The 13,935-nt window shown below is 67.5% G+C and carries 13 protein-coding genes; 9 read left to right on the top strand and 4 right to left on the bottom strand.

The window, feature by feature from the left end:
• Positions 1 to 167 precede the first annotated feature (167 nt).
• Positions 168 to 629 (bottom strand): peptidoglycan-binding protein LysM, encoded by a 462-nt coding sequence (lysM, locus tag ASD05_RS24400; RefSeq protein ID WP_056597770.1) that lies wholly within the window; start codon positions 627 to 629, stop codon positions 168 to 170.
• A 135-nt stretch (positions 630 to 764) separates the two neighbouring features.
• Here lysM and ASD05_RS24395 point away from each other — a divergent pair, with 135 nt between their 5' ends.
• Complete coding sequence (locus ASD05_RS24395) at positions 765 to 1,550, top strand: type III pantothenate kinase (protein WP_056516467.1); 786 nt, start codon at positions 765 to 767, stop codon at positions 1,548 to 1,550.
• A 17-nt stretch (positions 1,551 to 1,567) separates the two neighbouring features.
• Here ASD05_RS24395 and ASD05_RS24390 read toward each other — a convergent pair whose 3' ends face one another.
• From ASD05_RS24390 to ASD05_RS24380, 3 genes are read right to left on the bottom strand one after another with little or no spacing between them, the layout of a single operon-like run.
• Positions 1,568 to 2,896, bottom strand: a complete 1,329-nt coding sequence (locus tag ASD05_RS24390) for a serine hydrolase domain-containing protein (protein WP_056597986.1) — start codon at positions 2,894 to 2,896, stop codon at positions 1,568 to 1,570.
• A 20-nt stretch (positions 2,897 to 2,916) separates the two neighbouring features.
• Complete coding sequence (locus ASD05_RS24385; protein WP_056597768.1) at positions 2,917 to 3,732, bottom strand: crotonase/enoyl-CoA hydratase family protein; 816 nt, start codon at positions 3,730 to 3,732, stop codon at positions 2,917 to 2,919.
• 35 nt (positions 3,733 to 3,767) lie between these two features.
• On the bottom strand, positions 3,768 to 4,616 hold the full coding sequence (locus tag ASD05_RS24380) for a 3-hydroxybutyryl-CoA dehydrogenase (RefSeq protein WP_056597765.1): 849 nt from the start codon (positions 4,614 to 4,616) through the stop codon (positions 3,768 to 3,770).
• 173 nt (positions 4,617 to 4,789) lie between these two features.
• On the opposite strand from ASD05_RS24380, the gene purT reads away from it, so the two are divergent.
• From purT to ASD05_RS24340, 8 genes are all read left to right on the top strand, one after another.
• Positions 4,790 to 5,992, top strand: a complete 1,203-nt coding sequence (gene purT / locus ASD05_RS24375) for a formate-dependent phosphoribosylglycinamide formyltransferase (RefSeq protein ID WP_056597763.1) — start codon at positions 4,790 to 4,792, stop codon at positions 5,990 to 5,992.
• A 144-nt stretch (positions 5,993 to 6,136) separates the two neighbouring features.
• Positions 6,137 to 7,078, top strand: a complete 942-nt coding sequence (locus tag ASD05_RS24370; RefSeq protein ID WP_056597761.1) for an alpha/beta hydrolase — start codon at positions 6,137 to 6,139, stop codon at positions 7,076 to 7,078.
• Positions 7,079 to 7,188: 110 nt separating this feature from the next.
• Complete coding sequence (locus tag ASD05_RS24365) at positions 7,189 to 8,019, top strand: helix-turn-helix domain-containing protein (RefSeq protein WP_056597984.1); 831 nt, start codon at positions 7,189 to 7,191, stop codon at positions 8,017 to 8,019.
• 15 nt (positions 8,020 to 8,034) lie between these two features.
• On the top strand, positions 8,035 to 8,910 hold the full coding sequence (locus ASD05_RS24360) for a branched-chain amino acid ABC transporter permease (protein ID WP_007829636.1): 876 nt from the start codon (positions 8,035 to 8,037) through the stop codon (positions 8,908 to 8,910).
• 6 nt (positions 8,911 to 8,916) lie between these two features.
• Positions 8,917 to 9,993, top strand: a complete 1,077-nt coding sequence (locus tag ASD05_RS24355; RefSeq protein WP_056597759.1) for a branched-chain amino acid ABC transporter permease — start codon at positions 8,917 to 8,919, stop codon at positions 9,991 to 9,993.
• The gene (locus tag ASD05_RS24350; RefSeq protein ID WP_056597757.1) at positions 9,990 to 10,808 is read left to right on the top strand and encodes an ABC transporter ATP-binding protein; all 819 of its coding nucleotides are present in this window, start codon (positions 9,990 to 9,992) and stop codon (positions 10,806 to 10,808) included. Before ASD05_RS24355 ends, ASD05_RS24350 begins: the two co-directional genes overlap by 4 nt.
• A 472-nt stretch (positions 10,809 to 11,280) precedes the next feature.
• On the top strand, positions 11,281 to 12,054 hold the full coding sequence (locus ASD05_RS24345) for an ABC transporter ATP-binding protein (RefSeq protein WP_056597754.1): 774 nt from the start codon (positions 11,281 to 11,283) through the stop codon (positions 12,052 to 12,054).
• A 5-nt stretch (positions 12,055 to 12,059) separates the two neighbouring features.
• Complete coding sequence (locus tag ASD05_RS24340) at positions 12,060 to 13,916, top strand: AMP-dependent synthetase/ligase (RefSeq protein ID WP_056597752.1); 1,857 nt, start codon at positions 12,060 to 12,062, stop codon at positions 13,914 to 13,916.
• Positions 13,917 to 13,935: the final 19 nt, after the last annotated feature.

Here is a 13,935-nt window from a genome sequence, read left to right as displayed (position 1 = left end):
TGGGAATGGCACCGGGTGCTCCCCGCAGCGAAATAAAGGAGGAGGCCGAAGGCCGGAGGACATTCGCGGAGGGGAGTACCCGGTGTCATTCGCACGCCCCCCGAAAGAAGCAAAAAGGCCCGCCGATTCCTCGGCAGGCCTCGAGACTGCCCGCTTCGAGCGCCAGTTCAGAGCGGCGGAATGCGCAGCTTCTGCCCCGGATAGATCTTGTCCGGGCTGCTCAGCATCGGCTTGTTCGCCTCGAAGATCGCGTTGTACTTGTTCGCATCGCCGTAATACTTCTTCGAGATGGCCGAGAGCGTGTCGCCCTTCACCACGTCGTGGTACTGCGCGGGCGGCGCGGCCGGTGCGACGAGGTTGTTCTCGACGCTCGTCACGTTCGCCACGTTGCCTGCTGCCAGCGAGGCTTTTTCGCTGGCCTCCTGCGAGGGCGCCTGGCCCGCGAGGGTGACCACGCCGCTGCTCGCCGTATAGGTCACCTGGAGCCCGGTGAGGCCGAGGTTCTGTGTCTCGATGTAGGTCTTGATGGCCGCGGCGGCGGCCTGGTTGGCGTCCGGCGTGGCGGCCTGCGCCGACGAACCGCCGAACAGCTTTTCACCCGCCTCCTTGATGAAACTGAGCAAACCCATGGTGTTCTCCTTGTGCCGTGGTTGGTGGATGGGCCTGCCAATTTACCGGCGCGACGGGGCAGCGCCGCGTAGGCCCATGCCGCGTGTCGACGGGGTGCCAGCAGGAATAACGACAAAGTCGCAATAATCCCGCGCATGCCATCCCCCTTCCTCGCCATCGACATCGGCAACACCCGCCTCAAATGGGCGCTCTACGACTCGGCCCGTCCCGGCGCCGAGCTGCAGGCGCACGGCGCCGAATTCCTCGACCACATCGAACGGCTGGCCGACGGCCCCTGGGCCGACCTGCCGGCGCCCGGTTCCATGCTGGGCTGCGTGGTGGCCGGGGACGCGGTGCGCCGGCGCGCCGAGGAACAGATCGTCGAGCGTTTCGACTGCGCGCCGCGCTGGGTGATGTCCAGCGCGGGCGAGGCCGGCATCGTGAACGGCTACGACCATCCCACCCGCCTGGGCGCCGACCGCTTCGTGGCGATGATCGGTGCGCGCCACCGCATGCTGGCCGCAAGGCCGGGGCAGCCGCCGCGGCCCATGGTGGTGGTGATGATCGGCACCGCCGTGACCGTCGAGGCGATCGACGCGGACGGCAGGTTCCTCGGCGGCCTGATCCTGCCGGGCCACGGCATCATGCTGCGCGCGCTGGAGTCGGGCACGGCCGGGCTGCACGTGCCGACCGGCGAGGTGCGCGAATTCCCTACCAACACCAGCGATGCGCTGACCAGCGGCGGCACCTACGCCATCGCCGGCGCGGTCGAGCGCATGGTGCAGCACGTGCGCTCGCACTGCGGCGCCGATCCGGCCTGCTACATGACGGGCGGCGCAGGCTGGAAGATGGCGCCCGTCATGAACGGCCACTTCGAGCTGGTCGAGAGCCTGATCATGGACGGGCTGCTCGTGATTGCCCGGGAGCGGGCGGCGGCCTAGAAAAAAAGAGAAGCGGCTCAGGGGCGCATCAGCGCCTCGGCCACGGCATGGAACGCCGGCAGCGTGAGCGGGTCGTTGCCCGCATTGCCCGCCACCGGATGCGCCGCGTAGCGCACGATCACCACCTCGGCCTTCGGGTCCACGTAGATGCTCTGGCCGTGGATGCCGCGCGCCATGTAGGCACCGTGCGGGTTGTGCGACACCCACCACATGTCGCGGTACGACCAGCCCTTGAGCAGCGGATAGCCGGCCTTCACGAACTTCGCCGGGTCGCCGCCGCGCTGGATGTCTTCCACCACCGCCTTCGGAATGGCCTGCTGCCCGTTGGAGGCGCGCCCGCCGTTGCGCATGGTCTCGCCGAAGCGCGCGAGGTCGCGCAGCACGGTGTTGAGGCCGCCGCCGCCCGACTCGGTGCCGATGCGGTCGACCATGAAGTAGGCGTCCTGCTCGGCGCCGATGCGGCGCCAGATCTTCTCGCTCAGCAGGTCGGCCAGCGACTGGTTGCTGGCGCGGCGAAGAATCCAGGCCAGCACCTCGGCGTTGACGGTCTTGTAGGCGAAGGCGTCGCCATGCTCGCCTTCCTTCTTCAGCGTGACGAGGAATTCGTAGAACGACTTGGGTCCGGTGTAGTTCTGGCCCTGCGTGAGCATGCCGCCGGCACGGGCGTAGTCCCAGATCTCGGCCTTCGGGTCGGCGTAGTTCTCGGAGTAGTGCACGCCGACGGTCATGTCCATCACCTGGCGCACGGTGGCGTCGCTGTACGCCGTGTCCTTCAGTTCGGGGATGTACTTGGTGACGGGCGCGGCGGGGTCGAGCTTGCCTTCGTCCGCGAGGATGGCGGCCAGCGTGCCCACGAAGGACTTGGTGACCGACATCGCAATGTGCGGGCGCTCGGGCGTGAGCGCGCCGAAGTACTTCTCATAGACCACCTTGCCGCGGTGCATCACGAGGATGCCGTCGGTGTAGGTGCCGGAGATCATTTGCGCGAAGTTGAGCGTCTGGTCGCTGCCCAGGGGTTTGAACGTGACGGCCTCGACGTCGAAGCGCGGCGTGGCCGCCGGCAGAGGGCTCGCCGCGCCGCTGCCGCGCCACACGTTGGCGGTGGGCACGGTCTCGCGCACGTGCGAGAAGCTCCAGCGCGTGCGCGGAAACACGCCGCCGGCCGGGTTGTCGAAGGTGATGAGCTTGTCGGGCGCGGGCGGGAAGCCCTTCATCCAGCCCAGCGCGTCGACCGAGGTGGCCGCGGGGTCGGGCAGCGCGGCGGGCGCGGGTGTCTGGGCGGAGGTGGTGTTCACTGCGAGCAGGGTGACGGCGGCGGCGAGCGCCGTGCGAATGAAAAGGGACATGGTGAGGTCGGTGAAGGTGATCAACGGCCGCTGAAGCGCGCCGGCCGGCGTTCGACGAAAGAGCGCACGCCCTCGGCGGCGTCCTCGCTGTTCGACAGGCGCTTCTGCGTCTCGATGAATTCCGACACCGCGGCCAGCGGCCCGTGCTCGATGGCCTTCAGCACGTTGAGCCGCGTGGCCACCACCGCCAGCGGCGCCTGGGCGGCGATGCGCTGCGCAATGGCCAGCGCCGCGTCGAGCTCCTGGCCGGCCGGCACCACCTTCTGCACGAAGTTCAGGCGATAGGCCTCGGCGCTGTCGAACTCGTCGGCCGTGAGCAGGTGCAGCATCGCGTTGCCCAGGCCGGCGCGTTCGGCCATGCGCAGCGTGGCGCCGCCCGTGGCCATGATGCCGCGCTGCACTTCCATCTGCGAGAAGCGGCAGTCGTCGGCCGCCACCACGATGTCGGCGCCCAGCATCAGCTCGATGCCCACGGTGAAGCAGATGCCCTTCACGGCAGCCACCATCGGCTTGGTGCGGCGGCGGTAGCCTTCGAGCCCGAAGTCGTGCGGCTCGACCAGGCCCTGCGGGACCGCCTTCTCGCCACGCTTCATGTACTCGGCCACCGCCGGCAGGTCGAGGCCTGCCGTGAAGTGGTCGCCGAAGGCATGCAGCACGCCCACGCGCAGGTTCGGGTCGTCGTCGAGCCGGGTGTAGGCCTCGGCGAGCTGCCTGAACATCGGCGGCGTCCAGCCATTGCGCTTGGCAGGGCGGTTGATGCCGATCAGCAGCATGTGGCCGAGCACCTGGGTGTCGATGCAGCCTTCTGCCGGTGGGGTGGTGGGCGTGGCGGTCATGGCGTTCTTGTCTCCTTGTTGTTGTTTTCGCTCGATCAGTACGTGTAGACGCCGCGGCCCGTCTTGCGGCCTAGCTGGCCGGCCGCGACCATTTCCTTCAGCAGCGGGCAAGGGCGGTACTTGGAGTCGCCGAACTGCTCCAGGTACACCTCCATCACGGCCAGGCACACGTCCAGGCCGATCATGTCGGCCAGCGCCAGCGGGCCGATGGGCTGGTTGCAGCCCAGCTTCATGCCGGCGTCGATGTCTTCCGCCGTGGCGATGCCCTCGGCCAGCACGAAGAAGGCCTCGTTGATCATCGGCACCAGGATGCGGTTGACCACGAAGCCTGGCGCGTTCTTCACGGTGATGGGCGACTTGCCCAGGCGCTCGGCCAGTGCCTTCACCGTGTCGTGCGTGGCGTCGCTCGTGAGATAGCCGCGGATCAGCTCCACCAGCGCCATCATCGGGACCGGGTTGAAGAAGTGCATGCCGATGAAGCGGTCGGGGCGCGAGGTGGCGGCCGCGAGCTGGGTGATCGAGATCGACGACGTGTTCGAGGCAATGATCACCTCGGGTGCCAGCATGTCGTCGACCTGCTTGAGGATCTTGAGCTTGAGCGCGTGGTTCTCGGTGGCGGCCTCGATGACCAGCTGCGCGCTCTTCAGGTCGTCGTAGTTGGTCGAGCCCTTGATGAGCGCCAGCGCGGCGGTCTTTTGCTCGGCGGTGAGCTTTTCCTTCTTGATCAGGCGGTCGAGGCTGCCCGACACCGTGGCCAGGCCCTTGTCGACCGCCGCCTGGGCGATGTCGACCATCACCACGTTCACGCCGGCCACCGCGCAGGCCTGCGCGATGCCGTTGCCCATCGTTCCGGCGCCGATGATGCCGACAGTCTGGATAGCCATGAGAGAACTCCTTGAGGAAACAAAAAAAGGGGATGCACGGGGCGGGCGCCACGGCGAAACCATCGATTGTGAATCAGCCCCCAGGCCGGGCCGTTGCCGCGTGTGACACCCGGGCTTCGTGGGTGGCTTACAGTGCGGCGGTTGTTTTTCTTCTCTCTTTTCGTCTTTCGACCATGACCACCCTCGGCACCCCCCTTTCCCCTTCCGCCACCCGCGTGATGCTTCTAGGCTCCGGCGAACTCGGCAAGGAGGTGCTGATCGCCCTGCAGCGCCTCGGCGTCGAGACCATCGCGGTCGACCGCTACGAGAACGCGCCCGGCCAGCAGGTGGCGCACCACGCGCGCACCATCACCATGAGCGACCCCGAGCAACTCAAGGCGCTGATCGAGGCTGAGAAGCCCACGCTGGTGGTGCCCGAGATCGAGGCCATTGCCACGCCCATGCTCCAGCAGCTCGAAGACGCGGGCGTGGTGCGCGTGATTCCCACCGCCCGCGCCGCCCGCCTGACCATGGACCGCGAAGGCATCCGCCGCCTGGCCGCCGAGACGCTGGGCGTGCCCACCAGCCCCTACAAGTTCTGCGACTCGCTGGCCGAGCTGCAGGCGGCCATCGACGCAGGCATCGGCTACCCCTGCATCGTCAAGCCCGTGATGAGCAGCTCCGGCAAGGGCCAGAGCAAGATCGACGGTCCGGCCGACGTGCAGAAGGCCTGGGACTACGCCATGGCCGGAGGCCGCGTGAGCCACGGCCGCGTGATCGTCGAGGGCTTCATCGACTTCGACTACGAGATCACGCTGCTGACCGTGCGCGCCAAGGATGCCGTGGGTGCGGTGGAAACCAAGTTCTGCGACCCCATCGGCCACGTGCAGGTCAGCGGCGACTATGTCGAAAGCTGGCAGCCGCACCCCATGGCGCCCGCTGCGCTGCAGAAGGCGCAGCAGATCGCGCAGGCCGTCACGGCCGACCTCGGCGGCCAGGGCCTGTTCGGCGTGGAGCTGTTCGTGAAGGGCGACGAAGTCTGGTTCAGCGAAGTCAGCCCCCGCCCGCACGACACCGGCATGGTCACCATGGCCACGCAGTGGCAGAACGAGTTCGAGCTGCATGCGCGCGCCATCCTCGGCCTGCCGGTCGACACCTCGCTCAAGAGCCCGGGCGCCAGCGCGGTGATCTACGGCGGCGTGGACGCCACCGGCATCGCCTTCGACGGCGTGGCCGAGGCGCTGCAGGTGCCGGGCAGCGACGTGCGCCTGTTCGGCAAGCCCGAGAGCTTCACCAAGCGCCGCATGGGCGTGGCGCTGGTGCACGCGGCCGACACCGACACGGCCCGCAAGCTCGCCAAGGAAGCCGCTTCCCGCGTAAAGCCGCGCAAGGCGTAGCCAGTTTCCGCAAGCCGCGCCGCAAGGGCGCGGGCATGGTGCGGGGGCTTGCCGGGTCCGGTCGCGGGGGGCGGGTGCGTGCGGATACCGCGCGAGCCCGATGCCTTCCACACTGGACGCTCGCAACGATCCACCGGAGACACCATGCCGCATCCCCAGGCGCGCGCCCTGCTCGACTTCATCGAGGCGCGCGGCATTCCGCCGACGCACACCCTGTCGCCCGCCGACGCGCGGACCTTCTATCGCGAGCGCCGCACCACCACGCAGCCGCTGCCGCCCGAAGTGGCCGAGGTGCGCGACCTCGCCGCCGACGGCCCGCACGGCACCATCCCGGTGCGCCTCTACCGGCCGATGGGCTCTGGCGCGGGGCCGCTGCCGGTGCTGGTGTACTACCACGGCGGCGGTTGGGTCATCGGCGACCTCGACACGCACGACGTGCTGTGCCGCGAGCTGGCCAACGGCGCCGGCTGCGCCGTGGTCGCGGTCGACTACCGCATGGGCCCGGAGCACCGCTTTCCCGCGGCGGTGGACGACGTGCTCGCCGCCACCCGCTGGGTGCGCCGCGAGGCCGCCGCGCTGGGGCTCGATGCAAGCCGCCTCGCAGTGGGCGGCGACAGCGCTGGCGGCAACCTCGCGGCCGTGGTGTCGATCGCGGCGCGCAATGCGGGCGACCTGCCCATCGTCTACCAGCTGCTGATCTACCCGGCAACCGACATGCGGCGCAGCCACGCATCGCACCAGAGCAACGGGCAGGGCTACCTGCTGACGGCGGACACCATCCGCTACTTCCACGACCACTACATCACCGACCCGAAGCACGACCTCGACTGGCGCGCCTCGCCGCTGCTGCACCCCGACCTCTCGAAGCTGCCGCCCGCGCTGGTGCTCACCGCCGGCTACGACCCGCTGCGCGACGAGGGACTGGCCTATGCAGAGGCACTGACCGCCGCGGGCAACCGCGCGATGTACGTCTGCTTCGAGCGCCAGATCCACGGCTTCGTGCCAATGGGCAAGGTGCTCGACGAGGCCAACACGGCAGTCGCGCTGTGTGCCGCCGAACTGCGCCGCGCCTTCGCGCAGGCCTAGGGAAAGTCCCCGCGCAAATGGACATCGCGCAAACGGCTCGCGCCGCTACGATCCAGCGAACAAGACGCCATCCACCGGTTGGCAGTCCACCGATGCAGGAGACAAACACCATGCAGCGAACGAGGACGACGCCGTCCGCAAGCGGTGCCGCACGGCAGGGCGAACGCCTGATGTGGCTCACGCCGCAGCGCGTGTTCTACGCCGGGCTGCTCGGTGCGGCCGCCGAGCGCACGATGGGCGGGCACGGCGTGTACCTGTCGCCCGCGGGCGTGCCGCCGATCCGCATCCGCATCGGCGGCGGCGCCTGGCAGGCGGGCGAGCTGATCGTGGTGCCGCCGCAGGTGCCGCACCATGTCGAGAGCGAGCATCCGCTGATCTTCAACCTGTTGATCGAATCGGAATCGGTCGACCCCGCGCGCTTGCCGGCGTTCATGCAGCACTGCGGCCCGGTCGATGCGCCCGCCTTCGCGCAGCGTGTGCGCGAGGTCCACGCGCACCTGCTCGCGGCCTCGGGCCGCGGCTCGGAATTCGACGGCTTCGATTTCGATGCGCTGTTCTTCGGCGAGGCGCTTGCGCCGCGACCGATCGACGCGCGCATCCGCAAGGTCATCGACACCCTCGTCGCCGACCCCGCGGCGCCCGCCTCGGCCGAGGACTGCGCGGCCTCGGTGCACCTGTCGTTCTCGCGCTTCCTGCATCTGTTCAAGCAGGAGACCGGCATGGCGTTTCGCGCCTTCCGGGCCTGGAAGCGCGCGCGCAGCCTGCTGCGCTACGTGCGCCAGACCGGCACGCTGACCGACATCGCGCTGGACACCGGCTACCCCGACTCGACGCACTTCAGCCATTCGATCCGCCAGGTCTACGGCCTCAAGCCCAGCGACATCGTGGCCGGATCGCGCCGCCTCGCGCTGCACGACGCGGCGGGCAGCTTCAGGCAGTAGGCGCGACGAGGCCCCATGCAGATCCTCCAACTCCTGCTGTCGGGCATTGCGCAAGGTTGCATCTACGGCCTGATCGCGCTGGGCTTCGTGCTGATCTACAAGGCCACCGAAACCGTGAGCTTCGCGCAGGGCGACCTGATGATGCTCGGGGCCTTCGGTGCGTTCGCGGGCATGTCGCTGTTCGGCCTGCCGTTCTGGCTCGCGGCCATCCTTGCCGTGGTGGCGATGGCGGCTTTCGGCGTGCTGCTCGAACTGGTGGTGATCCGGCCGATCCTCGGGCAACCGCAGTTCTCCATCGTGATGCTCACGATCGGCATCGCCTACGTGGCGCGCGGGCTCATCACCATGGTGCCAGGCATCGGCACCGACACCCACACGCTTCCCGTGCCCTACAAGGACCAGATCTGGAAACTGGGCGAGCTGGTGGTCAACCTCGAGCAGCTCGCGATCATCGTCGCCACAGCCATCCTTTGCGCCCTGCTGTTCGCGATGTTCCGCTACAGCAAGCTCGGCATCGCGATGCAGGCCTCGTCGCAGAACCAGCTGGCGGCCTACTACATGGGCATTCCGGTGAAGCGGCTCAATGGGCTGGTGTGGGGCCTGGCGGCGGCGGTCGCGGCCATCGCGGGCATGCTGCTCGCGCCCATCACCTTCGTGCACGCGAACATGGGCTTCATCGGGCTCAAGGCCTTTCCGGCGGCGGTGGTGGGCGGTTTCGGCAGCCTGCCGGGTGCCATCGTCGGCGGGCTGGTCATCGGCATCGTCGAGTCGTTCGCGGGCTTCTATCTGCCCGATGGATTCAAGGACACGGCGCCGTACATCGTGGTGCTGCTGATGCTCATGATCAAGCCGAACGGTCTGTTCGGCGAAAAGCTGCGCAAGAAAGTTTGATCGTTCATGCGCTTCATCTTCAAGACCAGCTACGACCAGGACATCCGCCTCGCCCGGCACGGCGGGCATGTGTTCTGGTACAGCCTGCTGGTGGCGTTCCTGGTCGTCGCACCATGGGTGATCGACGAATACTGGCTCGCGCAGCTGACCTTCGTGCTGATCTACGGGATCGTGGGCCTGGGGCTGATGCTGCTGGCCGGGTTCACGGGGCAGTTCTCGATCGGGCATGCGGCGTTTCTTGGCGCGGGCGCTTACACGCAGGGCGTGCTGACGAACGCCGGTGTGCCGTTTCCGATTGCGCTGCTCGCGGCCGCTGCGCTGTCGGCGGCCGTGGGCGTGGTGGTCGCGCTGCCTGCCTTGCGCGTGAAGGGCATCTACCTGGGCATCGCGACGCTGTCGTTCGGCTTCATCGTCGAGGAAGTGTTCGCGCGGTGGGAGAGCGTGACGGGCGGCAATGCCGGCCTGCATGTGAAGGCGCCGGAAATCTTCGGTTGGTCGCTGGGCTCGGGCGATGGCTTCTACTTCCTGTGCCTGGTGGTTGCGGTGATTTCCACCTTGGGCATCCTGAACCTGCTGCGCTCGCCGACGGGGCGCGCCTTTGTCGCGATCCGCGATTCGGAGATTTCGGCGCAGAGCATGGGCATTCATCTTGCGCGCTACAAGACGATGTCGTTCGCGATCTCGGCCGCGCTTGCGGGGCTGGGCGGTGCCTTGTATGCGCACAAGCTCAGCTTCATCTCGCCGGACCAGTTCAGCATCCTGCAGTCGATCGACCTGCTGCTGATGGTGGTGATCGGCGGGCTCGGCTCGGTGCACGGCGCGTTCCTTGGCGCGATCTTCCTGATCGCGATGCCGCAGCTGATTTCCATCGGCAAGGACTGGCTGCCCGCAGTCATCGGGCAGGCGCCGGGGCTTCAGGGGCTGGTGTATGGCCTGGTGCTGATCGCCTTCGTGCTGTTCGAGCCGCTGGGCCTGTACGGCCGGTGGCTCAAGGTGCGTACGTGGCTGCAGCTCTTTCCGTTCTATCGCCGCGGATTGTTCAAGCGGCAGAAGTCGTTCACCAAGTCAGACCGGCTGAGATGAACGGCGACATTCTCCTTTCCGCGAAAGAGCTGAGCGTGCGCTTCGGCGGCGTGCTGGCGGTCAACAAGGTGAGCTTCGATGTGCGGCGTGGCGAGGTGTTCACGCTGATCGGGCCGAACGGGGCGGGCAAGACGACGGTGTTCAACCTGATCAGCCGCATCTACACACCGACCATGGGGGAGATCACGTGGCATGGCGAGGAGGGCGGCGCCATCGCGCTGACGCAGCAGGCCCCGCATGCGATTGCCGCGCTGGGCATTGCGCGCACCTTCCAGAACATCGAACTGTTCGAGCACGCGACGGTGCTGCACAACCTGCTGATCGGCCGCCACACGCACCGGAAGACGGGGTTCTGGAGCGAGGTGTTCTTCACGCCCGCCACGCGGCTCGCGGAGATCGAGGCGCGCGAGAAGGCGGAGCAGGTGATCGAGCTGCTGGACCTGCAGCACCATCGCGATTCGATGGTGGCGGGGTTGCCTTATGGCGTTCGCAAGGTCGTCGAGCTGGCGCGTGCGCTGTGCACGGAGCCGAAGCTGCTGCTGCTCGATGAGCCTTCTTCGGGGCTCAATGTGGAGGAGACGGCGGACATGGCGTTCTGGATCCAGGACATCCAGCATGAGCTGGGCGTGTCTGTGCTGATGGTCGAGCACGACATGTCGCTTGTTTCCAAGGTGTCCGACCGGGTGCTGGCGATGAACATGGGCGAGGTGCTGGCTACCGGCTCTCCTCGCGAGGTGCAAGCCGATGCGCGGGTTGTCGAGGCCTATCTCGGGACCGTGGACGACGTGAGCAGCTTGAGGAGGAGGGCGGCATGAGCGCTTTGTTCGCTACCTCTTTGAGGGCGCCCGATATGCGGTGCGGCGCGGTCACCCCCACTATGCCGGCCCTTCGGGCTCCCTTCCGGTGCTCGCTTTCCGCGGGGTCCCGCCCAAACTCGCTTCGCTCAGACAAGGGCGGGCCCTTATCCGCGGAAAGCTGCGCTCCTCAGCGGCACAGAGGGGGCGCCCACGCCGCACCGCATACCGGGCTCAGTCGGTGGGGTGATCGTCGTCCTGTGCGTACCCACGGCGTTGGGGCCCCTGTCTCCGGCGGGCCGTTGAGGCACCGCCGAGCAGCGCAGCGACGGGCGGATCAGGGCTCGCAGCTGTTTGAGCGAAGCGAGTTCTGCGAGACCCCGCCCGGCGCGAGCAGCGCAGGGAAGCCCGAAGGGCCGGTGACGTCGGCCCGCCGGAGACAGGGGCCCCAACGCAGCCCCCCGCTCTTCGCAAGCGCCCCAGGAGCGACGTCATGAGCGACGCAGTCCTTCAGCTTCTCAACGTAGAGAGCGCCTACGGTCCGATCAAGGCGATCCGTGGCGTCAGCCTGAAAGTCAGGCAGGGCGAGATCGTGACCGTGCTCGGTTCGAATGGCGCAGGCAAGACAACCATCCTCAAGACCATCTCCGGAATCATCGACCCTCGCAAGGGCAGCATCGAATTCCAGGGCAAGAACATCACCGCCAAGGACCCGGCCCACATCGTCCAGCAGGGCCTGAGCCACGTGCCCGAAGGCCGCGAGGTGTTCCCGCTGCTGTCGGTGAAAGACAACCTGCTGATGGGCGCCTACACCCGCAAGGACCGCGACGGCGTGGCGCGGGACATGGAGACGGTCTACACCTACTTCCCGATCCTGCGCGAGCGGGCCACGCAGGATGCTGGGCTGCTGTCGGGCGGCCAGCAGCAGATGCTCGCCATCTCGCGCGCGATCATGGCCGCGCCGCATCTGATTCTTCTGGACGAACCGAGCCTCGGGCTGAGCCCGAAGCTGACGAAAGAGATCTTCGAGATCGTCGTGCGCATCAACCGCGAGCGCGGCACCACCATCCTGCTGGTGGAGCAGAACGCCAACATGGCGCTCAACGCCGCCGACCACGGCTACGTGCTCGAGAACGGCCGCATCGTGATGGAAGACACCTGCGAACGCCTGCGCGAGAAGGAAGACATCAAGGAGTTCTACCTCGGCGTGAAGGACGACGGCGTACGCGGCGAGCGGCGCTGGAAAAAGAAGAAGACCTGGAGATAGCCGCCATGCAAGGACTCTGGGACCTCGACACCTTCGCACCCCGGCTCGACGTCGTCGTGCCCGGCGACACCATTCCCGCGATGTTCTGGAACGCCGTGAAGCAGCGCGGCGACAACATCTGGATGCGGCAGAAGGAACTGGGCATCTGGCGCAGCTGGAGCTGGCACCAGACCGCCGACGCGGTACGCGAGATCGCGGCCGGCCTCCAGTCCATCGGCTTTGCGCCGGGCGAGTGCGCGTCGATCCTGTCCAACACCGTCATCGAATGGGTGCTCGCCGATCTCGCGGTGCTGAGCTGCGGCGGTGTCTCCAATGGCATCTATCCGACCGACGCGGCCTCGCAGGTGCACTACCTTTGCGAAGACTCGGGCACCACCGTGCTCTTCGTGGAAGACGACGAGCAGCTCGACAAGGCGCTCGAGGTGCGCGCCGGCCTGCCGGGCCTGCGCTGCGTGGTCGTGTTCGACATGGAAGGCCTGCGCGACCTCGACGATGCGGCGGTGATGAGCCTCGATGCGCTGCGTGCGCTCGGGCGCCAGCACCTGGCCGCCGAACCGCAGGCGGTCGAACGTACGGTTGCTGCCTGCCGCCCCGAAGACCTCGCCATCCTCGTCTACACCTCGGGCACCACCGGCAAGCCCAAGGGCGCCATGCACAGCCATGCCGGGCTCGTGTACACCGCGCGTGGCTACAACACGCTCGTCGCGCAGGACCAGACCGACGAGCGCATGTGCTTCCTGCCGCTGTGCCACATCGCCGAGCGCATGGGCGGCGAGTACTTCGCGATGTACACCGGCGCTATCCTCAACTTCGTCGAGAACCCCGAGACCGTGCCGGAGAACGTGCGCGAGATCGCGCCCACGGTGTTCACGGCCGTGCCGCGCGTGTGGGAGAAGTTCTATTCGGGCGTGATGATCGCGCTGAAGGAGGCGAGCCCGCTGCAGCAGGCCGCCTACAGGTGGAGCATCGGCGTGGGCGAGGAGATCGCCAACCGCGTGCTGGCGGGCGAGCCGGTGAGCTCGTCGCTGAAGTTCAGGTTCAGGCTCGCGCGCATGCTCGCGCTGGACAACGCGCGCAAGCTCATCGGCATCCACCGCGCGCGCTTCCTGGTGACGGGCGCGGCGCCCATCTCGCCCGAGCTGGTCAAGTGGTATCTCGCGCTGGGCGTGCCGATGCTGGAGGTGTGGGGCATGACGGAGTCGTGCGGCGCCTCGACCGCGGTGCCGGCCACGCGCATCAAGCCGGGCTCCATCGGCCCGGCCACCGGCTACAACGAGGTGCGCCTCGACCCCGCCACCGGCGAGATCCTGGTGCGCGGCCCCAATGTCTTCATGGGTTACCTCAACCTGCCCGAGAAGACGGCCGAGACCATCGACGCCGACGGCTGGCTGCACACCGGCGACGTGGGCACGATGGACGAGGACGGGTATTTCCGCATCACCGACCGGATGAAAGACATCATCATCACGGCGGGGGGGAAGAACGTGACGCCCAGCGAGCTGGAGAACGAGCTCAAGTTCAGCCCCTACATCACCGATGCCGTGGTCATCGGCGACAAGCGGCCCTACCTCACGGTGATCGTCATGATCGACCAGGAGAACGTCGAGAAGTTTGCGCAGGACCACGACGTGCCGTTCAGCAACTACGAGAGCCTGACGCGCACGAAGGAAGTGCAGGATTTGATCCAGGGCGAGATCGATCGCGTCAACGCCAGGTTCGCGCGCGTCGAGCAAATCAAGAAGTTCTTTCTGCTCGAAACGCAGCTCAGCGCCGAGGATGAGGAGCTCACGCCCACGATGAAGCTGAAGCGCAAGCTGGTGCAGACCAAGTACGCCGGCCGCATCGACGCTATGTACCGCTGACCTCTTTTTTGCCAACCCG

The organism is Variovorax sp. Root434 (assembly GCF_001426595.1).
Lineage (GTDB): Bacteria > Pseudomonadota > Gammaproteobacteria > Burkholderiales > Burkholderiaceae_C > Variovorax.
The sequence above is the reverse complement of the archived record's forward strand: the minus strand, read 5'-3'. Positions and strand labels throughout refer to the sequence as shown.